The organism is Halorubrum saccharovorum DSM 1137 (genome assembly GCF_000337915.1).
Classification (GTDB): Archaea; Halobacteriota; Halobacteria; order Halobacteriales; family Haloferacaceae; genus Halorubrum; species Halorubrum saccharovorum.
Genome location: NZ_AOJE01000060.1, coordinates 1 through 24,328, shown reverse-complemented (window position 1 = coordinate 24,328; position 24,328 = coordinate 1). Strand labels below are relative to the sequence as shown.

Below are 24,328 nucleotides of genomic sequence, written 5' to 3'. Positions count from 1 at the left end.
TCGGCGGTGGCGCTGTCGTCGCGCGGGCGTGTCGTGAGCGGTCGTGCGTCCGACGAAAACGATGGGAATTGACGCTCACGCGACTCGCAGGGGATCCTTTCGTGCGTTGATATCCGCACTCTTATCAGCTGACTAAACGAATTAACCGGTAAGAGGGATAATGGACGGAGATACACATTCGAACAACAACGCTAACGCGTTCGGTGTGGCCGACGGGGAGGTCGATACCGTGTACGAGGCGATTTTTCGCGAGATCGACGACGCCGTTTTTCTTGTCGACGTCGAGCAGACCGGCGATGGCTACGAGTTCACGTTCCAACAGAACAACACCGCGCACCAGGATCAGACGGGATTCACCGAGGACGCGATGCGGGGTCAGACGCCGCGGGAACTCCTCGGCGACGAGCAGGGTGCCGCCGTCGCCGAGAACTACCGCCGCTGCATTGAACAGGGTGAAACGATCGAGTACGAAGAGCAACTCACGTTTCCCGGCGGCACGGGCTACTGGCAGACGAAGCTGACGCCGATCACCGAAGAGGGAACGATAACGCGGATCGTCGGGGTCGCCCGAGACATCACGGAGCAAAAGGAACAGGAGCGCGCACACCAGCGCACGTACCGCCGGTTCCAGACCGTGTTGGAGACGATGTCGGCGGCAGTGTTTCTCAAAGACGCCGACGGTCGGTATCTCCTGATGAACCAAGCGTGCCGCGATCTGTTCGACGTAGAAGAGGACCCCGTCGGGATGACCGACGAAGACCTCTTCCCGGAGGAGATCGCGGAACAGGCCCGGTCGGACGACTCACAAGTCCTCCAGAGCGGAGAGCAGATCGAACTTGAGGAGACGATCCCGACTCCCGCGGGGGAAAGCGTCCGCCTCACTCGAAAGTCACCCGTGTACGACGATGAGGGATCGATCGTGGCCGTCTGTGGCGTCTCGACGAATATCACCGAGCAGAAAGAGGGAGAACGAGCGCTTCAGCAGCTCAAAGACCGTCTCGAACTCGCGGTCGAAGGCGCCCAACTCGGCATCTGGGACTGGGACATGACCACCGACGAGGTGGAGTTCAACGAGCAGTGGGCCCGGATGCTCGGACACGAACCAGACGAGATCGAACCGCACCTCGAGGAGTGGGAGCGTCGCGTCCACCCCGACGACCTCGGGCCGGTCGAAGGTGCACTGTCGGAGCACATCGATGGGGAATCGACGTACTACGACACGGAGCACCGGATGCGTACCGCGACAGGCGAGTGGAAGTGGATCCGCGACATCGGGAAAGTCGTCGAGCGCGACGCTGACGGGGAGCCGGTGCGGGCGGTCGGCATCCACCTCGACATCGACGATCGAAAGCGACGAGAAGAGGAGTTGGAGCGCACTCGAGAGCTCATTGAGCGGACCCAAGAGAGCGCGTCGATCGGGTGGTGGGAGGTCGATCTGATCGACGAGTCGCTCACGTGGAGCGACGAGGTGTATCGCATCCACGGGGTGCCGGTTGACGAGTCGGTCGATCTGGAGGAGGCCGTGGATTTCTACCATCCGGACGACCGAGAGGCGATCCAGACCGCGTTCGACCGACTAACCGAGGAAGGCGAGCCGTACGACCTCGAACTGCGGATCGTCACGGCGTCCGGGCAGACCCGGTGGGTCAGAGCGATCGGCGATCCGCAGTTCGACGACGCGGGGGATGTCGTCGGTGCGTTAGGGCTGTTCCAAGACATCACGGAGCGGAAGGAGTACGAGATCGCCCTTGAGGCGACCCGCGAGGAGCTTCGGAAGATTATCGACCTCGTGCCGGACCTGGTGTTCGTGAAGAACCGCGGGGGCGAGTACCTCTTGGCCAACGAGGCGACCGCGGAGGCGTACGGGAAGACGCCCGAGGAGGTCGAGGGGCACTCTGAGGCCGAAATCATCCCCGACGCCGAGGATTCGAGCGAGTTCCGACAGGACGACTTGGAGGTGATCGAGTCGGGCGAACCGAAGGCGATCGGTGAGGAAACGTTGACGACGGCAGCCGGCAAAACGCGCATCCTGCAGACGGTGAAAATTCCCTACAAGGTGCCGGAAACGGGGGAAGACGCCGTTCTGGGATACGCCCGCGACGTGACCGAGCTCAAGGAGTACGAGCGGACGCTCGAGCAGCAGCGGGACAGCCTCACCTTACTCAACCAAGTCGTTCGCCACGACATCCGGAACCAGCTGATGGTCGTGGAGTCGTACACCGAACTGCTCGAAGACTCGCTCCCCGACGATCAGAGCCGAACGTACGCGCGGACGGTCATCGAGGCGGCGAAGCAGGCGGCCGAGATCACGGAGACCGCCAAAGACGTCACCGATGTACTGCTACAGGTCGGCGCGGACCGGACCCCGATGAGCCTCCGCGACGAACTCTCCGAGCAGATTGAGAGGATTCGCTCGGATCAGGACCGGGCGACGGTCTCCGTCGACGGGGCGATCCCCGACGTGAGGGTGTTGGCGGACGATATGTTGGAGTCGGTGTTCCGGAACCTGCTGACGAACGCGGTCGTCCACAACAACAATGACGTGGCCGAAATCGCGGTTTCGACGCGAGTTACAGACGATTCTGTGCGCGTGTCGATCGCCGACAACGGACCCGGTATCGCGGATAAACATAAAGAACAGATCTTCAAAGAAGGCGAGAAGGGCCTCGAGAGCGGTGGGACGGGTATCGGGCTCTACCTCGTCAAGACGCTCGTCGGCAAGTACGGCGGGGACGTGTGGGTCGAAGACAACGAGCCGACGGGTAGCGTGTTCGTCGTCGAACTACCGATCGTCGACTGAGCGGACAGCTACCTGGCGTCGACCGAACGGGGCCGGCCTATCGCGGACGCAAGCGGCCTCAACCGCTCGTCCGGATCTCGCACAGCGACGGGCTTAATCGGTCGAGCGCCCAACGTTCGACGATCACGTAATGTCGGAACCGTCGGGCATGGACGCGTTCGCCCACCTCGGGAGCGAGGTTCGGGAGGCGCTCTCCGAACAGGGCTTCTCGACCCCCACCGAGCCCCAACGCGAGGCGATCCCGCCGCTCGCCGAGGGGAAGAACGCGCTCGTGCTCGCGCCAACGGGCACCGGGAAGACGGAGACCGCGATGCTCCCCGTCTTCGACGCCATCGTCGAGGCCCGCGACGCCCCCGGCGACCAGCCCCGCGAGGGGATCTCCGCCCTCTACATCACCCCGCTGCGCGCGCTCAACCGCGACATGATGGACCGGCTGGAGTGGTGGGGCGACCGGCTCGGCGTCGAGGTCGCGGTGCGCCACGGCGACACCACGCAGTACGAGCGGTCGAAGCAAGCCGACGACCCGCCCGACGTGCTCATCACGACCCCGGAGAGCCTGCAGGCGATCCTGACCGGATCGAAGATGCGACTCGCCCTCGAAGACGTCGCGCACGTCGTGATCGACGAGGTCCACGAGCTCGCCTCGGCGAAGCGCGGCGCCCAACTGACGGTCGGGCTCGAACGCCTCCGTCGGGTGGCGGGGCCCTTCCAGCGGGTCGGGCTCTCCGCGACCGTGGGAACCCCCGAGGAGGTCGGGCGGTTCCTCGTCGGTTCGGGGAAACGCGACCCGGATCGCGAGGGCGACCGCGCGTTCGAGATCGTCGAGGTCGCGGCCGGGACCCGGACCGACGTGCGGGTGCTCGACCCGCCGATTACGGACCGCGACGCGACCCTCGCCGGGGAACTGGCGGTCGACGAGACGACCGCGAGCCACGTCCGGACGATCCGGGAGATCGTCGCCGACCACGAGTCGACGCTGATCTTCGTCAACACGCGGCAAACCGCGGAGGCGCTCGGCTCGCGGTTCAAGGCGCTCGCAGAGCGGGAGCGCGAGGCGACCGAGCGCGACGGGGGAGACGACGCGGACGGCGACGGTGAGGACGCCGACGACCCGACCGAGATCGAGGTCCACCACGGCTCGCTCTCGAAGGACGTGCGGATCGACGTGGAGGACCGGTTCAAGTCGGGCGATCTGGACGGGCTCGTCTGCACCTCCTCGATGGAACTGGGGATCGACGTGGGGCGCGTCGATCACGTGGTGCAGTACGGGAGCCCGCGCGAGGTCGCCCGCCTGCTCCAGCGCGTCGGGCGCGCGGGGCACCGCCGGGATCTCGTGTCGGAGGGGACCGTCGTGACGCAGGGCGGCGACGACACGCTCGAAGCGCTGGCGATCGCGCGCCGCGCCGGCGACGAGCTCGTCGAGCCGGCCGCGATCCACCACGGCAGCCTCGACACCGTCGCCAACCAGGTCGTCGGGATCGTGATGGACGAGGGCGACGTGCACGCCCGCGAGGCGTACGAGACCGTCACGAGCGCGTACCCGTTCGCCGACCTCTCGGAGCCGCAGTTCCAGGAGGTCGTCCGCGAACTGGACGGCAACCGCCTGCTGTGGCTCGACGAGGAGTCGGACACCCTCGAGAAGTCGGGCGGAACGTGGCAGTACTTCTACGCGAACCTCTCGATGATCCCCGACGAGTCCACCTACGAGGTGTACGATATGTCCTCGCGGCGGGGGATCGGCACCTTAGACGAGCGGTTCGTCGTCAACTTCGCCGGGCCGGGCGAGACGTTCATCCAGCGCGGCGAGATGTGGCGCATCACCGAGGTCGACGAGGAGGAGGAGCGCGTGAACGTCACGCCGATCGCCGACCCCGCGGGCGAGGTGCCCTCGTGGATCGGCCAGGAGATCCCGGTCCCGAAGCCCGTGGCCGAGGAGGTCGGCCGGATCCGGGGCGAGGTCGGGGAGGCGCTCATGGCGGGCTCGACCCCCGAGGCGGTCGCGGGCGACCTCGCGGAGCGCTACCCCGCCGACGAGGCGACGATCGCGAGCGCCCTGAAACCCGTCGTCGACCACGTCGACGCCGACCATCCGGTTCCCACCGACCGCCGGGTCGTGATCGAGGGGAGCGCGCGCACCGTCGCGGTCAACGCCGCCTTCGGCCACGAGGTGAACGAGACGCTCGCGCGCCTGCTCGCCGCGCTCGTCGGTCAGCGCGCGGGCTCGTCGATCGGGATGGACGTGGACCCGTACCGGATCGAGTTCGAGGTCCCCCACGGCGTCGACCCCGGCACCTTCCGCGAAGTGTTGGAGACGACCGACCCCGACCGGCTGGAGGCGTACCTCGAACTCGCCTTAAAGAAGTCGGACGCGCTCAAGTTCACGCTCGCGCAGGTCGCCGCGAAGTTCGGCTCGGTCAAGCGCTACCGCGAGGGGCGCGGGCGGTTCGGCGGCGACCGCCTGCTCGCGGCGTTAGAGGGCACCCCGGTCTACGACGAGGCGCTCCGCGAGGTGTTCCACGCCGACCTCGCGGTCGGGGAGACCGCCGAGGTGCTGGAGGGGATGCAGGACGGGTCGCTCGCCGCCGAGATCGCGCGCGAGCGCACGCCGCTGGGGACCGCCGGACGGTCCTCCGGCACGGAGTTCCTCGTCCCCGACAACGCCGACGCCGACGTGATCGAGACGATCCGCGAGCGGATCCGGAACGATCGGGTGATCCTCTTCTGTCTCCACTGCGCCGACTGGAAGCGGACGACGAAGGTCCGGCGCGTCCCCGACCAGCCGGAGTGTCCCGAGTGCGGATCGACGCGGGTCGCCGCGCTGAACCCGTGGGACGACGAGACGATCGCGGCGGTCCGCGCGTCGGAGAAGGACGAGGAGCAGGAGCGCCGCACGGAGCGCGCCCATCGGGCGGCGAGCCTCGTCCAGACACACGGGAAACGGGCCGTGATCGCGCTGGCGGCGCGGGGGGTGGGGCCGCACAACGCCGCGCGGATCATCAACAAGCTCCGTGAGGACGAAGACGAGTTCTACCGCGACGTACTCCGCCAGGAGCGCGAGTACGCGCGGACGCAGTCGTTCTGGGACTAGATCGGGACTCGGACGATTCGGTTGGACGTTTATAAGTAACCGTCGATCGACGGAGAACACTCTCAAAGCCCCAGCCGCTCGCTTATAAGCGGGTGACTGTCGATCGACGGAGAACACTCTCAAAGCCCCAGCCNGATCGACGGAGAACACTCTCAAAGCCCCAGCCGCTCGCTTATAAGCGGGTGACTGTCGATCGACGGAGAACACTCTCAAAGCCCCAGCCCGCCCTGCACAGCACGGCAGCCTCACACCTCCCCAGCCTCGCCGCGGCCGCCACTGGCGGCCGCGGGCTCCCTCGCGCGTGCTCCTCGCGCCCGCTGGGCGCTCGGAGGCACGCGCCACCGCACATTCTTTATAAGTAGCCGTCAGCGTCGTCCGCCCGATTCGCCCGCTACTCGTCCGGGTACTTCGGCTCGCGGCGCTCGGCGCGCTCGGTCGCGCGCTCGATGACCTCCCGGACCGTGTCGGGGCCGTCGCTCGCGCGGTACACGTCGCCGTGGCCGGGATACATCCCGGAGATCGTGTCAGGAAGGCGGTCGAGGATCGCGTGCAGGCTCTCGATCAGTTCCTCGCGCGACTGGCCCGCCATGTCGGTGCGACCGAACGAGCCGTCGTCGAACGCGCCGTCGTTGTAAACGACCACGTCGCCGGAGTAGAGCCGCTCGTCGCCCACCAAGGCGACGTGGTCAGCGGCGTGTCCGGGCGTCTCGACGACCTCACAAGGCTCGTCGCCGACGAGGACCTCGTCGCCGTCGACGATCGCCACGTCGCGTCTGGGGTGGGCGGCGTTGGCGTACAGCGTCGCGTCGAAGCGGTCGAGCACCGCGTCGAGCTCGCCGACGTGGTCGTGATGCTGGTGGGTCAACACGACCCGGTCGAGCCCGTCGACGCCCGCCTCGTCGAGCGCGTCGGCGATCACGTCGTCGACGCCCGGCATCGTGCCGGCGTCCACGAGCGTCGGCGCCTCGCCGGGCACGAGGTACGCGTTACAGGTGAACTCCTCCGCGTCCGCGGTGACGGTGATCGGCTCCATACGCGCACGAGGGGCGCCGAATGGGTAAAAGCGTCAGTCCCGATCCGGAAACTGGCCTGCGGAGCCCCTCTTCGCCCCCAAAGCGCCCGGGGATTTATCCGTCACGGCGTGTTAGTTGTACTCACATATGGGCTTCGGAAGCTACGACGAATCCGAACAGGAGAACCAAGACCTGGATGCGGATTTCGACGACGATGACGGAGTCCGAGCCGCGGAAGAGGTACACGAGGGCTCCGTCGACTACGAGCCCGGCGCGTCGAACGACGAGCTGCTCGACCGGCTCCAGGAGATCAAGTCCGAGGAGACGTAATCGGGTGACCCCGCCGAGCCGGACGCTCGGTGTCGCGTTCTCAGACGGCGACCGAACCAGCCGCCTAGCCGGGGCCGTCGTCAGAGACGACGGGACCCTCGACGGGCTGGGGTTCGAAACCTGTACCGTCGGCGGGACCGACGCGACCGACGCCGTCATCGCGCTCTTCGACCGGCTCGGCCGCGAGGACGTGCGCCACGTCGCCGTCGCGGGGGTCGCGCCCGCGTGGTTCAATCTCCTCGACCTGTGGCGGATACACCGCGCCGTCGACCGACCGACGTACGCCGTGAGCTACGAGGAGGGCCCCGGGCTCGAACCGGCGCTCCGCGAGGCGTTCGACGGCGACGCGCTCGCGCGACGGCTCGACACCTACCGGTCCCTCCCGTCCCGAGTTCGAGTGGAACGCGATGCGTCTGGTGGGAGCGCGAGCGAGCCCACTGAACCCCTGTTCGTCCGTGCGGTCGGAATCGGCGCGGACGAGGCCGCCAGCGCGGTCCGCGGGCTGGTCCGCGAGGGGTTCCGCCGGCCGGAGCCGCTCCGGATCGCCGCGATCGCGGCGAGCGCTCACCGGGAGGCGACGACGGAGGGGTAGCCGCGACCTCGTCCGGCGTCGTCGATCGCGATGGCCCGCCCGCGTCGGATATATGTCGCTTCGCCGAGAGCCACCGCTATGACCGACGACATCGCTGTGACGTTTCGCGACCGCGAGCGGCTCGCACGGACGCGGGCGCACGAGGTGGCCATCGACTGCCTCGCGGCCGGGATCGAGGCCGCGCTCCCGGAACGCCTGATCCGCGACAGCGTCTCGGTTCGGAACGGAACGCTCCGGATCGAGGGCGTCGGCGGCGCGGTCGGCGAGTACGACCTCGACGCGTACGACCGGGTCGTCCTCCTCGGCGCGGGGAAGGCGACCGCTGGCGCGGCGGAGGGGGTCGCCGGCGTTCTCGGCCAGAACGACCGGGGGATCGACGAGGGGGTCGTCGTCACGGACGATCCGGCCGACGGCTCGTCCGGAGACCCGACAGGTCCCCCGTCTACGGCCGCGATCGACGTGCTCCCGGGCGACCATCCCCTGCCGAGCGATCGGGGCGTCGAGAGCGCCCGGCGGGTCCTCGACGCGGCCGAGCGCGCCGGCCCCGACGACCTCGTTCTCGCGGTCATCACCGGCGGCGGGAGCGCGCTTTTGGCTGCCCCCGCGGGCCCGCTCTCGGTCGACGACCTCCGCGCGCTCACGTCGGAGCTGCTCGCGTCGGGCGCGTCGATCGACGAGATCAACGCGGTTCGAAAGCACTGCTCGGCGGTGAAGGGCGGGGGGTTAGCCCGCGCGGCCGCCCCCGCGACGGCCGTCACGCTCGCGGTCAGCGACGTGATCGGCGACTCGCTCGACACGATCGCGAGCGGCCCCACCGTCCCCGACCCCTCAACGTACGCGGACGCGCTGGCGGTCCTCGACCGGTACGACATCGACGTTCCGGCTGCGGTGCGCGAGCGCCTTCGCGCAGGTTCCGAGGGGAAGCTGCCAGAGACCCCGACCGCGGGCGATCCGGCGTTCGACCGGAGCGCGGCGTTCGTCGTCGCCAACGGGCGGACCGCGCTGGACGCGGCCGCGAGCGCCGCGGCGGATCGGGGGTACGAACCGCTGGTGCTCTCCGCGAGCGTCCGTGGCGAGGCGCGCGAGGCCGGGGCGACCCACGCCGCGATCGCCGAGGAGTGCGCCGCCCGCGGGTCGCCGGTCGAGCCGCCGGCCGTGCTGCTCTCGGGCGGCGAGACGACCGTGACCGTCGGAGACGCGAAAGATCCGGGGACTGGCGGCCCGAACGCGGAGTTCGTCGCGAGCGCGGGACTTTCGCTCGCGGAGGGGCCGCTGGGGGACGGGTCAGCGACCGAGGACGGGGGCGACCCCCGAGTCGTCGTCGCGAGCGTCGACACGGACGGGCTCGACGGGCCGACCGACGCCGCCGGAGCCATCGGGGACGCGACGACGCTCGACCCCGACGACGCCCGCGACGCCCTCGACCGGCACGACGCGTACCCGCTCCTCGACGACGCGGGCTCGCTCCTGCGGACCGGGGCGACCGGGACGAACGTCAACGACCTGCGGGCGATCGTGGTGGAAAAGCGGGACTGAATGGTGGAGTACGCTGATTGCTTATAACAAGACGCGGTGGCGCGCGCCTCCGAGCGGCCGCCGAAGGCGGTCGCGAGGAGCGCGTGCGAGGGAGTCGGGCGTCCGGAGCAACGCGGAGGACGCCCGACGAGGCTGGGGAGGCGTGAGGTGCGGTTGCGGTGCGGTCGGGGTGGGACTCAAAGGGGCAGTCGCGAGGACGAAGCACGACGACGCAAGCACCGCAGGAACGAGCGGAGCGAGTGACGAGGAGCGCAGCGAGGCGCGCGAGTCCTCGCGGCTGGGGCTTTGGAAGTGTTCACCGCGGAATCACCGATCACGTACGGCCGAGCGGCTGGGGCTTTGGAAGTGTTCACCGCGGAATCACCGATCACGTACGGCCGAGCGGCTGGGGCTTTGGAAGTGTTCACCGNCGGCCGAGCGGCTGGGGCTTTGGAAGTGTTCACCGCGGAATCACCGATCACGTACGGCCGAGCGGCTGGGGCTTTGGAAGTGTTCACCGTCGATCTGCCGTCAGCGACCGCTTATGAATACCTGACCCCGCCCATGCGATCGAGACTCCATCAAAGCGAAACGTCGTCGGAAGGCGGACGGACTTATGTCGACCCCGGCCGCACCTCGATCCATGACCGAGAACGGGGACGCGCCCGACGGGGACGCGCTCGACGAGGCCGCGCTCGACGAGGACCTCCGAGTGCCGTCCTGCGAGCGCTGTCCGGCGCTCGTCGAGTCGCGGAGCCGGATCGTCGACGGCGTCGGGCCGGCCGACGCCGACCTGCTGTTCGTCGGCGAGGGACCGGGCGCACAGGAGGACGAGGAGGGCGAGCCCTTCGTGGGGCGCTCGGGCGACGTGCTCGACGACGCGCTCCGCGACGCCGGGCTCGCGCGGGCGGACGTGCGGATCACCAACTGCGTGCGGTGCCGCCCGCCGGACAACCGGGACCCGACGACCGAGGAGCTGGCGAACTGCCGGGGGCACCTCGATAGCGAGATCGACCGTCTCGATCCCGAACTGATCGTGACGCTCGGGAAGGTGCCGAGCGAACACCTCCTCGACCGGTCGGTGGCGATCACCTCGGAGTCGGGAACGGTCGTCGACGCGCGTATCGCGGGGGCGTCTCGGCGCGTGCTGCTCTCCGTCCACCCGGCGGCGACGCTGTACGATCGGAGCCAGCGCGACGGGTTCTTCGAGACCATCGCGCGAGCGGGCGAGCTGAGCGGGACCGCCGGCGCTGAGTCGGGGGGGCAGTCGCGACTCGGAGAGTTCTGAAACGAACGGCGGGCGATCGACGGACTGTCACAAGGGAAACCGACTTTTCCGTCCCCCTCCGAGGGGACGTATGAGCACCTTCGAGCCGCCCGCGGAGACGCTGGCGGACGTGGTTCTGGTCGACTACGGCCTCGGGAACCTCCGGTCGGCGACCCGCGGGTTGGAGCGCGCCGGCGCGTCGGTCGAGATCACCGACGACCCCGAGGCGTTCGCGGCCGCCGACGGCGTCGTCCTCCCCGGCGTCGGCGCGTTCCGCGAGGGGATGGAGAACGCCGGCCCCCTGCGCGAGGCGCTGACGGACCACGCCGACGCCGGCCGTCCTCTCTTCGGGATCTGTCTCGGGATGCAGATGCTCCTGACTTCCAGCGAGGAGGCCGACCACGAGGGGGAAGGCGAGGTGACCGGTCTCGATCTCATCCCCGGTACCAACGTCCGGTTCGACGTGGACCGGAAGGTACCGCACATGGGCTGGAACGAGCTCGACGTCGCTCGCGACCACCCGCTGGTCGAGGGGGTCGACGGGGAGTACGCCTACTTCGTCCACTCCTACTACGCGGCGCCCGACGACCAGGACGCGGTCGTCGCCACCGCGGACTACGGCGTCGACTTCCCGGCCGTCGTCGCCAACGAGGCGGGCAACGTGTTCGGCACGCAGTTCCACCCGGAGAAGAGCGGGGAGACGGGACTGCAGATCCTCCGGAACTTCGTCGAGTACTGCGCGGAGCGGTAGGCCCCGAGTCAGGAATCGAACGGGCTCACAGCCCGTCGTACGGGCCGGGCTTCGCGGCGGTGAGCCGGTCGATCTGCTCGTCGGACAGGTCGATCGCGGCGGCCGCGAGATTCTCCGCGAGCTGGTCGGTCGTGCGCGCGCCGACGATGGGCGCGGTGACGCCGTCGCGGCCGGCGAGCCACGCGAGCGCGGTCTGCGCGGGCGTGGCGTCGACCTCGTCGGCGACGGCGTCGAGCTCGTCGTGCACGTCGAAGTTCTCCTCGGTGAGGTACGCCTCCTGGAAGCGGCTCGATTCGGCGGCCTTCGACTCCTCCGGGAGGTCCTCGTCCCGGTCGTACTTCCCGGTCAGGAAGCCCTGTCCGAGCGGGCTCCACGGGGAGACGGCGAGGTCGCGCTGGCGCGCGAACTCCAGGTAATCCCCCTCGACCTCGCGGTCGACGAGGTTGTAGCGCGGCTGAAGCACTGTGAACGGCTCCCAGCCCTCGTTACGGGCGATCTCGTTGGCGCGGGCGACCTTCCAGGCGTTCGGGCGGAGCGTGGAGGCGCCGAGGTAGTGGACCTTGCCGGACTCGACGAGCCCGTTCAGGGTCTTCATCAGCTCGCGAGCCGGCGTCTCGTCGTCCCAGCGGTGGATGTAGAGGATGTCGACGTAGTCGGTGTCGAGCCGATCGAGGAGGGCGTCGACGCGGTGGCGGACGTTCTTGCGGTTCGTGCCGCGGCTGTTCGGGTCGCCGTCGCGGATCTGCCAGTACACCTTCGACGCGATCGTGTAGCGCTCGCGGTCGCGCTCGTCGAGCCAGTCGCCGATCCAGCGCTCGCAGTCGCCGCCGCCGTACACGTCCGCGGTGTCGATGTAGCGCCCGCCGGCGGCCTCGTACCCGTCGAGCAGCTCGCGGGCGCGGGCCTCGTCGATCTCCACGTTGCCCGCCTCGGTCACGCGGCCGAACCGCCACGTGCCGAGCTGGAGCTCGCTCGTTCGGAGTCCGGTCCGGCCGAGCGGGACCGTGTCGAGGTCGATCTCGTCGAGTTCGGGAGTCATCTGATCGATCGCTTGTGCGCGTCGCCGCAAAAACCTACAGCAAGCGGATGAGGCGTGCGAACTCGTGTCGAGGATCCGGGCGACCTACCACGGCTCGTTCTTCAGCCCGAGCGCGTAGGCGCCGACATTCGTGACGACGTGGAGGACCGGCGTCATCACGAGCACGACGACGAGGACGGACGGGGTGAACACCGCGAGCGCCCAGTCGGTGTCGACGACGAAGACGGCCGCGAGCGCGACGACGACGAAGTCGAGCTGGTCGAGCACGGGGAACGCCGCCCCGCGCTCCCTGCCCGACCGACGCTTGAGGAAGGAGGCGCCGATGTCGCCGCACATCGCGCCGAACGCGAGCGCGAACGCCGCCGGGAGCGCGAACGTCGGGAGATCGACGCCGATCGCGGCGCTTGCGGGGGCGGCGACGGCGTTGAGCGCGAGCGCGAGGACGACACCGGTCAGGGTACCGACCGCGGTGCCGCGCCACGTCTTCCCGTCGCCGAGCAGGCGGGCGCCGCGCCACTCGCGACCGCCGTCGATGGGGCGGCCGCCGCCCGCGAGCACCGCGGCGTTGTTCGGCACGTAGGCGGGCAACATCGCCCAGAACGCGGTCGCGACGAGCGGACCGATCATACCCGACCGTCGGCCGTCCGGGGTATATAAATCCCGGATCCGAATGCGATCGGCGGCCGACAGACCGGCCAGCGGTCGGCAGTCGAAAGCCGCCCGCACTGCCGCCCCGGTCGACAACAATGAAGTCGCTACCGCCCCGAGAAACGGTATGATCCCTCCGATCGCGCGGCGGTTCGTCGCGGGCGAGAGCGTCCCGGAAGCCTTGGAGCACGCCCGAGCGCGCAACGAGGACGGCGTCGCCGTCATTCTGAACCTGCTCGGCGAGCACTACGACGATCCCGCCGACGCCCGCGCCGACACCGATGCGTACCTCGCGCTCCTGGAGGACATCGCCGACAGCGGGCTCGACGCCTGCATCTCGGTGAAGCCCTCCCAGATCGGCCTCGACGTGTCCGACGATCTGTTCGAGGAGCACTACCGCGAGATCGTCGCCCGCGCCCACGAGCTGGACGCGTTCGTCTGGTGTGACATGGAGGACGCCGACACCACCGACGCGACCCTCGACGCCTTCGAGTCGATCGCCGCGGAGTACCCGTGGAGCGTCGGCCAGTGCGTCCAGTCGAACCTCAAGCGCACCCGCGAGGACCTCGATCGCCTCGGTGACGTGCCCGGAAAGCTCCGGCTCGTGAAGGGCGCGTACGACGAGCCGAAGTCGATCGCGTACACGGAGAAGTCGCGGGTTAACGAGGCGTACCGCGATGACCTCCGGTTCCTGTTCGAGCGCCGCGACCGGGGGATCGCGGTCGGCAGCCACGACCCCGGGATGATCGCGCTCGCCGACCGGCTCGCCCGGGAGCACGGGACCGACTACGAGGTCCAGATGCTGATGGGCGTCCGCGACGCGGCCCAGCGAGACCTCGCCGCGCAGGGGGTTGACGTGGCCCAGTACGCGCCGTACGGGACCAAGTGGCTCTCGTACTTCTACCGGCGGGTCCGCGAGCGCAGACAGAACCTGACGTTCGCGCTGCGGGCGGTCGTAGGGCGATGACGGGCGGCCACGCTCCGGCGAGCGTCCGCTGGGACCGCTCGGCACGTAGAAGCCCCTTTAAGGATTGCCGACAGATACGGACTCGATAGATGTCCACGTGGAAACGCGACTTCGCCAGCGGCCTCATCGTGCTGGCCCCCCTGTTGGTGCTGCTTCTCGTCCTCCAGTGGATCTACCAGTACATCGCGTCGATCCCGCTGATCGAGGAGCTTCAGCCGGCGATCATCCCCACGCCGCTGGAGCCGGTCTCCCGAGTGATCATCGCGCTGGCGGTGTTCGCGACGGGCGTCCTCGCGGTCGGCTACTTCATGCGGACGACGCTCGGCCGGCTGGCGGAGTCGACCGTGGACGGCGCGATAAACCGGATCCCGGCGCTGCGAGTGGTGTACAACGCCTCGAAGCTCGCGATCGAGACGGCGGTCTCGGGGACCGACGAGCTACAGAGCCCGGTGTACATCGAGACGTGGCCGGGGATCCGCATGACCGCGTTCCGCACCGGGAAGAAGACCCGCGACGGGAAGATCGTCCTGTTCATGCCGACCGCCCCGAACATCACCACCGGCTTCGTCATCGAGGTCGAACCGGAGAAGATCGAGGAGACCGGCGAGACCGTCGAGGAGGGGATGACCCGCGTCCTCTCGGCCGGCTTCGCCGAGTCCGCGCATCAGGTCCCCGTCGAGGAGGAGAGCGCGCCCGAGGGAGCCACCGGACGCCCCGGCGGCGTCGGCGGGGTCCGCACCGACGGAACGCCCGGGGAGTCCGAGCGTCGGTCGACAGACGGGGGTAGCGACGGTGCGGGCGGCGGGGACTGATCCGGGACGGAACCGATCGGCGGCGAGTGAAAGCCCACGGCGAGAGCCGGCCTACAGGTACGTGAACCAGTCGTCGTGGGCGTCGGTCCGGCGCTCCACCAGATCGAAGAAGGCGCTCTGCAGCTCCTCGGTGACCGGGCCGCGGGTGCCCGCGCCGATCTCGGTGTCGTCGACCGACCGGATCGGGGTCACCTCGGCGGCGGAGCCGGTGAAGAACAGCTCGTCGGCGGTGTACAGCTGTCCACGGGAGATGACGGCCTCGTCGTGGACGGCGTAGCCGCGCTCCTCCGCCAGTTCGATGACGGTGTCGCGGGTGATCCCCTCCAAGATCGACTGCGCGGGACCGGTGGTGTAGATCTCGCCGTCGTTGACCACGAAGATGTTCTCGCCCGGACCCTCGGCGACGTTGCCCTCCTTGTTCAGGACGATGGCCTCGACGCTGTCTCTTATACACATCTCTGATGGCGNGATCCCCTCCAAGATCGACTGCGCGGGACCGGTGGTGTAGATCTCGCCGTCGTTGACCACGAAGATGTTCTCGCCCGGACCCTCGGCGACGTTGCCCTCCTTGTTCAGGACGATGGCCTCGACGTAGCCGTTTCGGCGGGCCTCCTCGCCCGCGAGCATGGAGTTGACGTACAGGCCGGTGGTCTTGACGTTCGTCGGCACCTGCGAGGAGGCGTGCTTCCGCCACGAGGAGACCATCACGTCGACGCCGTCCGTGAGCGCCTCCTCGCCGAGGTACGCGCCCCACGGCCACGCGGCGAGGACGAGGTCGGTCGGGCAGTCCTTCGGCGAGACGCCGAGCGAGTCGTAGCCGTAGTAGGCGATCGGCCGGATGTAACAGGACTCGAGGTCCTGCCGGTCGAGCAGTTCGAGGGTGGCCTCGGTGATCTCCTCGCGGGAGTGCTCGATGTCGAGGTCGTACATCTTCGCGGAGTCGAACAGCCGGTCGAGATGTTCGTCCCACCGGAAGATCGCCGGTCCCCGCTCGGTGTCGTAACAGCGGACGCCCTCGAACACGCCGCTCCCGTAGTGGAGCGCGTGGGTCAGAACGTGAGTGGTCGCGTCTTCCCAGTCGAGGAACTCACCGTTCTTCCAGATCGTGTCGACGTCCATCTCGTCGAATCCCATACCCGGAGGTTGCGGTCGGCGGGCTTAAATCTGTGACATGCGGAGAACGCGGCGGTCTACGCGATCGACGCCAACGACGCTCCGGCCCCTCGGCCCCACGCGGCCGACAACTCCGCTCGGAGGTGCGCCACCGCACGGCGCGACGGCCGGTTATTCGAGCGCCTCGACGAGCGCGGCCCCCTCGACGTAAGGGATCCCGCGCCGGTGAGCGTACGCCTCGGCGTCCGCGGGCGCCAGCGCAGCGCCCGTCTCGTCGTCGAGCATCTCGCAGACCACGGCGGCGGGGGCGGCGTCGACCGCCTCGGCCATCGCGAGCCCGAGCTCCGTGTGGCCGGTCCGGCCGCGCAGACCGTCGCGGGCGCCCCGGAGCACGTGGACGTGACCGGGCGCGCGGAACTCCGCGGCGAAGTCCTCGGGACCGTACGCGTCCGGGTCCGCGTCGGCCGCGGCGGCCGCGTTCGCGAGCTCGACGATCGTCAGGGCGCGGTCCTCGTCGGTGATCCCGGTGAACGTCTCGCGGTGGTTCACGGGGAGGGAGAACGAGGAGCGGTCGTCGTACTCGGGGTCGTCGTCGACAGCGGGGTGGTCGAGCGCGTCCGCGAGGAACGGGAGGTCGAACGCGTCGCCGACGGCGTCGCTCACGGCCACGCAGATCAGCCCGCCCGCGTCGTTGCGCATGTGGGCGACCGCCGCCTCGTCGACGGCGCCGGCCGGATAAATAATGTCCGTCTCCCCCTCGCGGTCCGCGAAGTCGTGGACGCAGACCGGGTCGCCCGCGCGGAACGCGTCGAGCGCGCGCCGGACGGAGTCGGCGTCGGAGCCGGGACCCGCGTCGGCGTCCGCGGGCGCGACCTCCGCGTCGGCGTCGACGTCGGCGCGCATCAGGCGACCTCCGTCTCGACGGGGCCCGCCCCGCTCTCTTCCGACTCCGACTCTGACTCCGCCTCGTCCTCGGGCGCGTCCGCCCGGCTCGTCGCGGCCACGCGGACCTCGACCGCGTCGCCGTCGTCGAGGTCGAGCGCGTCGCGGAGCCGCTCGGGGGCGATCAGCTCGAGCTGGTCGTCGTCGTGGTGGGTCCGGTCCGGGACGATCGCGTGGACCTCCTCGTAGCGCTCGTCGCCGGCGACGAGCGTGACGCCGTAGCACGAGGCCGCGCCGTAGGTGCGGTCCTCGCCCTCCCACGCGTCGATCGGGACCGCGTCGATGCCGGCCATCTCGCCGCGCCGGCGGACGCTCTCCGCGGAGAGATCGACGTTGAGCGTGCCCGGGAACGGCTCGTAGCCCAGCCGCGACCGGAACTGCTCGGCGTAGCCGGACAGGGTGATGTAGTGGCGCCCCTCGCCCATCCCCCCGGTGACCGCGCCGCGGAGCACGAGCTCCACGTCGGTCTCGAACAGCCGGCGGTAGTCGGCGTACTCGGCGCGGAGGGCCGCCTCGCCTGCGTCGGTGACGCGCACCCACTGGCCGTCGCCGACCACGTCGCGTTCGACGTACCCCGCGGACTCGAGGGTCTGGAGCCGCCGAGAGGCGGTCTGCGTCGAGGCGTCGAGCCGGTCGCCGAGGGCCGCACACGACACCTTCGTCTCGCTCAGGCCGCCGACGAGCCCGACGTGTTTCAGGGCCGCGATCGCGGCCGGGTCGGGGTCCGCCGTCGACGTCGCTTCTGCCATGTCCGGATCTGGGTCGTCCGCACGCAAAAGAGTAACGGAAGTGAGATGCGTCCCAGAAACGTTAATCGGGTTGGGAGTGGGAACCGGCGATCGGTCGCCCTCGAAGTCGACTGAACCTCGTCGACCCCGGTACCTAACACCGTCGGTATCGGCGGGCATCGTCGCGAGCTGTGACGCCGCCGCGCAGCGTGAGAATGGGAAGCACCCGCGTGCGGGTCGCCGAAAGGTAAGGTACAAATACGAACGGCGATTGGTTTCGGGTGCGGGCTCGTAGATCAGCGGCAGATCGCTTCCTTCGCAAGGAAGAGGCCCGGGGTTCAAATCCCCGCGAGTCCATAATTTTGCGCCGCGAGCAATGTCGCGAGCGGCGCAAATCTGTAACGAGCGCGAATTTGAACCCTACCAGTCGCGCGCAGCGAGCGAAGCGAGCGAGCACGTCTGGTTCTGGTTCAAATCCCCGCGAGTCCACTTCTTCACTCACTCCATCCGTCTAGTCGTTCGTTTCTTCGAGGATACACAAACCGCAATCAGAGGCCTCGTTTCTATCGATTTGGGTCGGATTCGCCGAAACGAGGCTGATCGCAGACCGGACGGAAGAGGCGGCCCCTTGGTTCCCCCGCCGCCTGGCGACGGAAACGCGAGGCGGTCAGCCGTGAGAAGAGCCACCGACTTCCGACCCAGACCGCTTATATACTCCGAGTCAGTTTGGCGACGTATGGGCATCTCCGAGATCCTTGAGGGACAGAACCTCACGCACCGTCAGATGGGGATTATCATGGTCGGGTGGATCCTGCTCGTCTCTCTCGTCGCTGTCGGGCTGCTGCTGTACACGGCGTCGACGTAGCCGACGAGAGGCCGAAAACGAGAGTGGAACGATGAGGAGTAATCAGAAATCGTCGCCCTTCAGGCGGTATGCTTCGCTTCCTCGGGATCCTCGACGACCTCGACGCCGCGGTTGTTAACGGCGTGCGGATCGAGCCCGACCTCCTGGAGGAACTGCTTGTAGAGCCGCTCTGCGGTCTCGCCGTCCTTCTGCTTGTCGCTGGCGTGGTCGCAGAGTTCGATGAGGTTCTCGGGCACGTCGTTCTCGTGGACGATCCAGTGGTTGATCGTGTCGGAGAGCCGGCGGATGGGCGAGGTGAAGTGGCCGTAGATGTCGAAGTTGAGCGCGTGGTGGCCGCCGAACGGGTCGTTCATGTACTTCGCGCGAGGCATCACCTTCAGCACGGCGCGCTGGATCTTGTTGAGCTGGCGGCCGGGCGACTCTTCGAGGGCGGCGTTGACCGCCTTCCGCGGGTCGTCGCCCCACGCGTCGCCGGGGATGGAGACGGAGTCGAGCTCCTGGATCTCCTTGAGCGCCTCGTTCCACTGGTCGGGGGTCGGCTGCGGGTGGACGCGGTACATCGCCTCGACGCCGCGGTCCCACATCAGCGTGTGCGTGACCGCCTTGTTCGCCTTCAGCATCGACTCCTCGATGATGGTGTGGGCGCGGTCCCGACGGGGATTGAGGACGAGCGAGCCGTCCTCCTTGCGCTGTTCGTGCATGCGGTCGGCGAGCTCGAAGGCGAGCGCGTTCTCCTCGCCGAGGGGTAGGGAGGGGTCCTCCAGCCGCTCCTCGCACTCGTTGTAGGTGAGCCGCTCGTCGGAGTTGATGACGGACTTGTAGATGTCGATGTTCTCGAACGAGAGCGTCTCGTCGTCGATCTCCATCTCGACGGTGTGCGCGAGCCGGTCCTCGTTCGGGACGAGCGAGCAGACGGTCTCGGCGAGCACCGGCGGGAGCATGTGGATCGTGTAATCGGGCAGATAGACGGTGTTGGCCCGCTGGACCGCCTCCTCCCACATCGCGGTGTCGGGGGTGACGTAGTGGGTCACGTCGGCGATGTGGACCCACAGCCGGTAGGCGCCCTCCTCCCGCTCGATGGAGATGGCGTCGTCGAAGTCCTGCGCGTCGATCGGGTCGGTGGTCCACGTCGTCAGGTCGCGGAGGTCCTCCCGCTCGTCGATCTCGGCTTCGATCTCCTCGTACACGCCCTCGGTCCGGGCCTCGGCCTCGCGGATGACCTCGTTCGGAAACTCGTCGCGGATCTCGAACTCCTCGAACAGCTCCGTCCGCTTCTCGGCGAGGCGGTCGGCCAGCTCCGGCGTGATCGTCACGGGACCCTGGTCCTCCGCGGACCCCGGTTTCGGCTCGTCGTCTGACATACGGAGACCAAGGCGGGTCCGTTAGAAAGGCCTGTCGGGCGGAGAGGCGGCCTCGTCCGACCGAGAGAGCGAGACGGGAGCGGCGCTCACCCGACGACCGCGCCGAGGATCGGCGAGAGGGCGAACGCTGCGACGGTGAGCGAGACGAGGCCGAGGACGACCGGCACCGCCGACCGCCCGACCAGCCGGAGCGCGGTCCGGCGGGCGCTCGCGTCGCCGACGACGAAGGGAGAGCCGCCGTCGATCCGCGCTTTCACCTCGCCGACCGGCGCGTCCGGGAAGGCGGTCGCGTCGCCGACGACCGTCACGTCGTCGCCGGGACGGAGGACGCGCTGGCGGTACCGGCGCTTTGGGTCGTCGCCGAGGGTGAGCGGACCGAACTCCCACCCGGTCTCCGATTCGTCGACCGCCTCCACCGCGTCGGTGAACCGACGGACGCGCTCGGGCGGCGTCTCGTCGGCCCCGACCTCGACGTCCTCGTCGACGCCGAACGCGAAGCCGGCGGCCGCGGGGTCGACGCGAACGCCGGCGCCGTCGACGACGACTCGGAACGGGACTCCCGCCTCGCCGGAGTCGATCGAGACCCAGGACCGACCCTGTCCCTGGCTCTTGTACTCCGACACGTCGTACGCGCAGCAGAGACACGCCTCGTCGGTGAACGGGGCGGGGAGCGTCTCGGCGGCTGCCGCGTCGCCGCTCCCCTTGTCGTCCTCCCGGTCGTCGGCGCCCCCGTGAGCGCCCGATGCGGGTTCGGCGCGTCCGGACACCCGCACCCGGCGGTCGCCGGCTTGCAGCGACCGGGGGTCGGTGGCGGTCGCGCGAGCGACGCGGAGCGCGTCGAGCGAGCCCCGCCCGCCGTGAGCGAGGAACGCGAGGCCGACGAGCAGCGCGGCGACGCCGATCAGCGTCGGGAGCGGATCGATCGCGGTCTGGAGCAGAGCCGGAGGGACGGGGAGCGTCGGGTGGAGGGACATGCGTCACTCGGGTTTCGAACGCGGTGAGGAAGGCGTGTCGATCGCGTTACCGGTCGCGCTCCGAGCGCTCGGGCGACTCGCCGGCGTCGGCGACGGCGTCGGCGTACCGGTCGAGGAACTCCTCGCGGGAGAGCCCGTCCGACTCGATCGAGAGGATCAGCGATTCGAGCCCGTCCCGCGGCTGGTGACAGATCTCGTCGTCGCAGTCGGTACAGAGGTACTCGAACTCCTTGTCGCGCCGGTTCCAGCGGTCACCCTCCTTGTCGTACTCGCGCGCGTTCTCGCGCAGCACGGAGTCGCCACACGCGATGCAGATCACCGTCCGCCGGTCCCGGCTCTTCCGGGAGCGCCACATACCACTTCCCTCGGACCGGGCGTACTTAGCGTTTGGTGCGCGACAGACGCCCGTCGGACGGACCGCCGCCCGGAGGGGGCCGACCGCGGCCCGAACTACACTACTAAGACCGTGGCCTCGTTTGCCTCCGGTATGCCGATCACGGAATCCGACCTCCCGGGCGTCGGGAAGAAGTTCGAGATCGAACTCGACGACGGCGAGATGATCGTCGTCATCCACAACACGGGGAAACGCGAGGTGTTCCGTCGACCCGAGCCGGACGCCGACTCCGAGAAGGTGTTCGAGTTCGGCGACGACCTCGCCCGGACGATCGGGTCGATCGTCGAGGGCGCGTACTTCCAGCCGGTCGAGCCCGACACCCAGGAGACGACGCTACCGGGCGGGATCCTCCTCGAGTGGTACGAGCTGCCCCCGGGATCCCCGCTCGTCGGCGAGACGCTGGAGACCGCCGACATCGGGAACCGAACGGGGCTCGCGGTCGTCGCGATCCAGCGCGACGACAAGGTGATCGACAGCCCGGGCGCCGAGACCACCCTCCGCGAGGGCGACACGCTGATCGGGGTGGGGACGCCGGAGAACTGCGAGGCGTTCGAGGAGATCCTCACCGGATGAGCGGTCGATGCGACGTTGCCTCGCCGGGCGGCGGCGAGGTGAGCGTCGGTGGCTGAGGCCCTCCTCGAATTAGGGGTCATGTTCGCCGCGATCGCCGGCGTCGGCGCGCTCGCGGACCGGTTCGGCCAGTCGGTGATCCCCTTCTACATCGTCAGCGGGATGGCGCTCGGCGAGTTCGTGCTCGGACGCCTCTCGCTGCCGGTGATCGGAACAGCGTATATCGCCGAGTCGGAGTTCATCGCGATCGGCGCGGAGCTCGGGATCGTCTTCCTCCTCTTTTTCCTGGGGCTGGAGTTCAACCTCGACCGACTGCTCGCGCGCCGGACCCAGATCGGTACCGCCGGGACGATCGACCTCGCGAACTTCGGGGTCGGGTTCGTCCTCGGCTGGCTCGTCTTCGGGGCGTTCCTGCCGGCGTTCCTGATCGCCGGCATCGTCTACATCTCCTCGTCCGCGGTGATCACGAAGTCGCTCATCGACCTCGGCTGGATCGCCAACGACGAGGCGGAGCCGATGCTCGGCACCCTCGTCTACGAGGACCTGTTCATCGCGGTGTACATCGCGGTCGCGTCCGCGATCGCCCTCGGCGGCGGCGACGTGGGCGCGGCCGTCGTCGACATCGGGATCGCGATCGGGTTCATCCTCGGTCTCCTGGCGCTCGTCTGGTTCGGCACGCCCGCGTTCGCCAAGCTCGTCGAGACCGACAACCGGGAGTTCGTCGCGCTCCGGTCGATCGCGGCGGTGGTGCTGGTCGCGGGCGGGGCGCTCGCGCTCGGCGTCAGCGAGGCGGTCGCGGCCTTCTTCGTCGGGATGGCGTTCGCCTCGACGGAGCACGCACACGACATCGAGGCGCTGCTCGAACCCGTTCGCGACACGTTCGCGGCGGTGTTCTTCTTCTGGATCGGGCTCGTCACCGACCCGCTCCTGTTCGGCGGGGTGGCGGCGCTGATCGCGCTCGCGGTGGTCGTGACGACCCCGACGAAGCTCGTCACCGGCTTCCTCGCCGGGCGCGCGTTCGACCTGGACGCCCGTCGGTCGGCCCGCGTCGCGCTCGGGATGACCACCCGCGGGGAGTTCTCGCTGATCATCGCGACGATCGCGGTGACCGCGGGCGAGGCCGGCGCGTTCGACCCGGCGCTCGCGGCGACGATCAACGCGTTCGCGGTCGGCTACGTACTCGTGATGGCGATCCTCGGCACGACGCTGATGCAGTACTCCGGGCCGTTCGAGTCGGTCGCAACCTCGTGGCTGGAGCGAGACGCGGGGGAGGGGGGACCTGATCGGCTGTAATCAGTCGAGGCGATATCGGCGGCGAACGGGAGAAGACGCCGGGAGCGAAAGCGAATCGGGAACGGCTACTCGGTCGCGACCGGACCGCGGCCGACGACTTCCTCGACCTCGGTCACGAACTCGCTCCGGCTCTCGAAGAGGGGAACCTCCGACTCCGCGAGCACGTCGTCGAGGGCGCGGGCGCCCTCGGGCGTCCGGATCGTCGCGTCGCCCTCCTGGGCGCGCAGGTCGCTGCGCTTCGCGGGCCACGTGAGCCGGGACGCGACGCGGGCGATCGGCTCGCCCGCCACGTCCGGACCCTCGCCAAGCTCGACGGGGGGCTCCTCCGTCTCCTCCGCCTCGGCCTCGTCGTTGTCGCTCATACCCGGCGCTTTCGCTCCGGCGACACTAATGGTTTCGATGCGAACCGGGGGCGGCGGGCGGAACCGGGCGACGCCCGGCCCGACGCCGCGCGGTGGCGACCTCGCGCGAGTCGGCCCGGGGAACCCGAAATAATTCGGTGTTAGGATTATGCGCTGCGGCAGCAAGTGCTGGTTGGGATCACGCACACGACTCCCGCGATCGCGTGCCGGAACGGCGCGCGAGGTCCCTGCGCCGCTTTTTCGAGGAGGCCGTCTCCTCACCGCCAGCCGCGATCGGTGTCGTTCAGCCGCTCGCACCCGTCATCGGTGACGGCGACGAGGTCCTCGATCCGACAGCCGAACCGCCCGTCGAGGTAGATTCCCGGCTCCACCGAGAAGACCATCCCCGGCTCCAGCGCCCGGTCGTTGCCGGCAACGATGTACGGCTCCTCGTGGACGTCGAGCCCGACCCCGTGGCCGGTGCGGTGGACGAACGCGTCGCCGTACCCGGCGTCCTCGATGACCTCGCGGGCGGCCCGGTCGACCGCCTCCGCGGCGACGCCCGGTTCGACCGCCTCGACCGCGGCCGCCTGCGCCTCTCGCACGGTCTCGTGGACGTGCTCGTACTCGGCCGGCGGCTCGCCGTCGAAGACGAGCGTCCGCGTCTGATCGGAGGGGTAGCCGTCGACCCGGGTGCCGAAGTCGAGCACCACCGGCTCGCCCGCACGGATCTCGCGGTCCCCGTGCCCGTGGTGCGGCCTCGCCCCGTTCGGTCCCGCGCCGACGATCGTCTCGAAGGCGGTCCCCTCGCCGCCGTGGGCGGCCAGCCGGTCGGCGATCCGGTCGGCGAGTTCGCGCTCGGTCATCCCGACGGCGTCGGCGCCGAGGTCGCGGAGGTCCCGGACCGTCTCGTCGGCGGCCGCCA

At 69.2% G+C, this 24,328-nt stretch carries 23 protein-coding genes and 1 tRNA gene; 13 read left to right on the top strand and 11 right to left on the bottom strand.

Going from position 1 to position 24,328, the window contains the following annotated elements:
* Nucleotides 1–160 precede the first annotated feature (160 nt).
* The gene (locus C471_RS11340; RefSeq protein ID WP_049909329.1) at nt 161–2,800 is read left to right on the top strand and encodes a PAS domain-containing protein; all 2,640 of its coding nucleotides are present in this window, start codon (nt 161–163) and stop codon (nt 2,798–2,800) included.
* A gap of 130 nt (nt 2,801–2,930) precedes the next feature.
* Nucleotides 2,931–5,888 carry a DEAD/DEAH box helicase gene (locus tag C471_RS11335; RefSeq protein WP_004049118.1) on the top strand — a complete coding sequence of 986 codons (2,958 nt, stop codon included), beginning with the start codon at nt 2,931–2,933 and terminating at the stop codon, nt 5,886–5,888.
* Nucleotides 5,889–6,279: 391 nt separating this feature from the next.
* On the opposite strand, the gene C471_RS11330 is transcribed toward C471_RS11335, so the two are convergent.
* Entirely contained in the window at nt 6,280–6,921 is a 642-nt protein-coding gene (locus tag C471_RS11330) for an MBL fold metallo-hydrolase (protein ID WP_004049116.1), read from the bottom strand.
* Between the two features lie 127 nt (nt 6,922–7,048).
* On the opposite strand from C471_RS11330, the gene C471_RS11325 reads away from it, so the two are divergent.
* The 5 genes from C471_RS11325 (at nt 7,049) to hisH (ending at nt 11,356) form a co-directional block, all read left to right on the top strand.
* The gene (locus C471_RS11325; protein ID WP_004049114.1) at nt 7,049–7,231 is read left to right on the top strand and encodes a DUF5786 family protein; all 183 of its coding nucleotides are present in this window, start codon (nt 7,049–7,051) and stop codon (nt 7,229–7,231) included.
* 4 nt (nt 7,232–7,235) lie between these two features.
* The gene (locus tag C471_RS11320; RefSeq protein ID WP_004049112.1) at nt 7,236–7,823 is read left to right on the top strand and encodes an endonuclease dU; all 588 of its coding nucleotides are present in this window, start codon (nt 7,236–7,238) and stop codon (nt 7,821–7,823) included.
* A 78-nt stretch (nt 7,824–7,901) separates the two neighbouring features.
* Entirely contained in the window at nt 7,902–9,359 is a 1,458-nt protein-coding gene (locus C471_RS11315) for a glycerate kinase type-2 family protein (RefSeq protein ID WP_004049110.1), read from the top strand.
* Between the two features lie 622 nt (nt 9,360–9,981).
* Nucleotides 9,982–10,626, top strand: coding sequence for a uracil-DNA glycosylase (locus C471_RS11310; protein ID WP_004049108.1), 645 nt, complete (start codon nt 9,982–9,984; stop codon nt 10,624–10,626).
* Between the two features lie 70 nt (nt 10,627–10,696).
* On the top strand, nt 10,697–11,356 hold the full coding sequence (gene hisH / locus C471_RS11305; RefSeq protein WP_004049106.1) for an imidazole glycerol phosphate synthase subunit HisH: 660 nt from the start codon (nt 10,697–10,699) through the stop codon (nt 11,354–11,356).
* A 25-nt stretch (nt 11,357–11,381) separates the two neighbouring features.
* On the opposite strand, the gene C471_RS11300 is transcribed toward hisH, so the two are convergent.
* Nucleotides 11,382–12,395: an aldo/keto reductase gene (locus tag C471_RS11300; protein WP_004049104.1), complete on the bottom strand. Its 1,014-nt coding sequence runs from the start codon at nt 12,393–12,395 to the stop codon at nt 11,382–11,384.
* An 84-nt stretch (nt 12,396–12,479) separates the two neighbouring features.
* Nucleotides 12,480–13,022, bottom strand: a complete 543-nt coding sequence (locus C471_RS11295) for a CDP-2,3-bis-(O-geranylgeranyl)-sn-glycerol synthase (protein WP_004049102.1) — start codon at nt 13,020–13,022, stop codon at nt 12,480–12,482.
* 148 nt (nt 13,023–13,170) lie between these two features.
* On the opposite strand from C471_RS11295, the gene C471_RS11290 reads away from it, so the two are divergent.
* Together C471_RS11290 and C471_RS11285 are read left to right on the top strand one after the other, a co-directional pair.
* Nucleotides 13,171–14,010: a proline dehydrogenase family protein gene (locus C471_RS11290; protein WP_004049100.1), complete on the top strand. Its 840-nt coding sequence runs from the start codon at nt 13,171–13,173 to the stop codon at nt 14,008–14,010.
* Between the two features lie 89 nt (nt 14,011–14,099).
* Nucleotides 14,100–14,822 (top strand): DUF502 domain-containing protein, encoded by a 723-nt coding sequence (locus C471_RS11285; RefSeq protein WP_004049099.1) that lies wholly within the window; start codon nt 14,100–14,102, stop codon nt 14,820–14,822.
* 51 nt (nt 14,823–14,873) lie between these two features.
* Here the strand turns inward: C471_RS11285 and C471_RS11280 are convergent, their stop codons facing one another.
* The 3 genes from C471_RS11280 to C471_RS11270 all read right to left on the bottom strand — a co-directional run bounded on the left by C471_RS11280 (nt 14,874) and on the right by C471_RS11270 (nt 17,626).
* Nucleotides 14,874–15,956, bottom strand: coding sequence for a branched-chain amino acid transaminase (locus C471_RS11280; RefSeq protein ID WP_004049098.1), 1,083 nt, complete (start codon nt 15,954–15,956; stop codon nt 14,874–14,876).
* 150 nt (nt 15,957–16,106) lie between these two features.
* On the bottom strand, nt 16,107–16,838 hold the full coding sequence (ribB, locus tag C471_RS11275) for a 3,4-dihydroxy-2-butanone-4-phosphate synthase (RefSeq protein WP_004049097.1): 732 nt from the start codon (nt 16,836–16,838) through the stop codon (nt 16,107–16,109).
* Nucleotides 16,838–17,626, bottom strand: coding sequence for a DUF120 domain-containing protein (locus tag C471_RS11270; protein WP_004049096.1), 789 nt, complete (start codon nt 17,624–17,626; stop codon nt 16,838–16,840). The genes ribB and C471_RS11270 overlap by 1 nt, the downstream gene beginning before the upstream one ends.
* 264 nt (nt 17,627–17,890) lie before the next feature.
* On the opposite strand from C471_RS11270, the gene C471_RS11265 reads away from it, so the two are divergent.
* Both C471_RS11265 and C471_RS18230 read left to right on the top strand, forming a co-directional pair.
* Nucleotides 17,891–17,962 (top strand) — tRNA-Ala (locus C471_RS11265).
* Nucleotides 17,963–18,341: 379 nt separating this feature from the next.
* A complete protein-coding gene (locus C471_RS18230) occupies nt 18,342–18,470 on the top strand; it encodes a hypothetical protein (protein WP_004049095.1) in 129 nt (42 codons plus the stop codon).
* Between the two features lie 59 nt (nt 18,471–18,529).
* Here the strand turns inward: C471_RS18230 and C471_RS11260 are convergent, their stop codons facing one another.
* The 3 genes from C471_RS11260 to C471_RS11250 form a co-directional block, all read right to left on the bottom strand.
* On the bottom strand, nt 18,530–19,831 hold the full coding sequence (locus tag C471_RS11260) for a ribonuclease catalytic domain-containing protein (RefSeq protein WP_004049094.1): 1,302 nt from the start codon (nt 19,829–19,831) through the stop codon (nt 18,530–18,532).
* Between the two features lie 86 nt (nt 19,832–19,917).
* Complete coding sequence (locus C471_RS11255; protein ID WP_004049093.1) at nt 19,918–20,805, bottom strand: hypothetical protein; 888 nt, start codon at nt 20,803–20,805, stop codon at nt 19,918–19,920.
* Between the two features lie 46 nt (nt 20,806–20,851).
* Complete coding sequence (locus C471_RS11250) at nt 20,852–21,160, bottom strand: DUF7562 family protein (protein ID WP_004049092.1); 309 nt, start codon at nt 21,158–21,160, stop codon at nt 20,852–20,854.
* A gap of 132 nt (nt 21,161–21,292) precedes the next feature.
* Between C471_RS11250 and C471_RS11245 the strand changes: the two genes are divergently transcribed.
* Nucleotides 21,293–21,772: a cation:proton antiporter regulatory subunit gene (locus C471_RS11245; protein WP_004049091.1), complete on the top strand. Its 480-nt coding sequence runs from the start codon at nt 21,293–21,295 to the stop codon at nt 21,770–21,772.
* A gap of 78 nt (nt 21,773–21,850) precedes the next feature.
* Nucleotides 21,851–23,062 (top strand): cation:proton antiporter, encoded by a 1,212-nt coding sequence (locus tag C471_RS11240; RefSeq protein ID WP_004049090.1) that lies wholly within the window; start codon nt 21,851–21,853, stop codon nt 23,060–23,062.
* 65 nt (nt 23,063–23,127) lie between these two features.
* Here the strand turns inward: C471_RS11240 and C471_RS11235 are convergent, their stop codons facing one another.
* Nucleotides 23,128–23,424, bottom strand: a complete 297-nt coding sequence (locus tag C471_RS11235) for a DUF5789 family protein (protein ID WP_004049089.1) — start codon at nt 23,422–23,424, stop codon at nt 23,128–23,130.
* A gap of 257 nt (nt 23,425–23,681) precedes the next feature.
* Nucleotides 23,682–24,328: M24 family metallopeptidase (locus C471_RS11230; RefSeq protein WP_004049088.1), on the bottom strand; the 647-nt coding region annotated here is incomplete at its 5' end.

Bases quoted from the DNA above. Each gene is read 5' to 3' on its own strand.
- C471_RS11310 (WP_004049108.1), top strand. From the start codon at position 9,982: ATGACCGAGAACGGGGACGCGCCCGACGGGGACGCGCTCGACGAGGCC.
- C471_RS11250 (WP_004049092.1), bottom strand. From the start codon at position 21,160: ATGTGGCGCTCCCGGAAGAGCCGGGACCGGCGGACGGTGATCTGCATC.
- ribB (WP_004049097.1), bottom strand. From the start codon at position 16,838: ATGCGCGCCGACGTCGACGCCGACGCGGAGGTCGCGCCCGCGGACGCC.
- C471_RS11285 (WP_004049099.1), top strand. From the start codon at position 14,100: ATGTCCACGTGGAAACGCGACTTCGCCAGCGGCCTCATCGTGCTGGCC.
- C471_RS11270 (WP_004049096.1), bottom strand. From the start codon at position 17,626: ATGGCAGAAGCGACGTCGACGGCGGACCCCGACCCGGCCGCGATCGCG.
- C471_RS11235 (WP_004049089.1), bottom strand. From the start codon at position 23,424: ATGAGCGACAACGACGAGGCCGAGGCGGAGGAGACGGAGGAGCCCCCC.
- C471_RS11255 (WP_004049093.1), bottom strand. From the start codon at position 20,805: ATGTCCCTCCACCCGACGCTCCCCGTCCCTCCGGCTCTGCTCCAGACC.
- C471_RS11300 (WP_004049104.1), bottom strand. From the start codon at position 12,395: ATGACTCCCGAACTCGACGAGATCGACCTCGACACGGTCCCGCTCGGC.
- C471_RS11325 (WP_004049114.1), top strand. From the start codon at position 7,049: ATGGGCTTCGGAAGCTACGACGAATCCGAACAGGAGAACCAAGACCTG.
- C471_RS11240 (WP_004049090.1), top strand. From the start codon at position 21,851: ATGTTCGCCGCGATCGCCGGCGTCGGCGCGCTCGCGGACCGGTTCGGC.
- C471_RS18230 (WP_004049095.1), top strand. From the start codon at position 18,342: ATGGGCATCTCCGAGATCCTTGAGGGACAGAACCTCACGCACCGTCAG.
- C471_RS11290 (WP_004049100.1), top strand. From the start codon at position 13,171: ATGATCCCTCCGATCGCGCGGCGGTTCGTCGCGGGCGAGAGCGTCCCG.
- C471_RS11245 (WP_004049091.1), top strand. From the start codon at position 21,293: ATGCCGATCACGGAATCCGACCTCCCGGGCGTCGGGAAGAAGTTCGAG.
- C471_RS11340 (WP_049909329.1), top strand. From the start codon at position 161: ATGGACGGAGATACACATTCGAACAACAACGCTAACGCGTTCGGTGTG.
- C471_RS11295 (WP_004049102.1), bottom strand. From the start codon at position 13,022: ATGATCGGTCCGCTCGTCGCGACCGCGTTCTGGGCGATGTTGCCCGCC.
- hisH (WP_004049106.1), top strand. From the start codon at position 10,697: ATGAGCACCTTCGAGCCGCCCGCGGAGACGCTGGCGGACGTGGTTCTG.
- C471_RS11330 (WP_004049116.1), bottom strand. From the start codon at position 6,921: ATGGAGCCGATCACCGTCACCGCGGACGCGGAGGAGTTCACCTGTAAC.
- C471_RS11260 (WP_004049094.1), bottom strand. From the start codon at position 19,831: ATGTCAGACGACGAGCCGAAACCGGGGTCCGCGGAGGACCAGGGTCCC.
- C471_RS11335 (WP_004049118.1), top strand. From the start codon at position 2,931: ATGTCGGAACCGTCGGGCATGGACGCGTTCGCCCACCTCGGGAGCGAG.
- C471_RS11315 (WP_004049110.1), top strand. From the start codon at position 7,902: ATGACCGACGACATCGCTGTGACGTTTCGCGACCGCGAGCGGCTCGCA.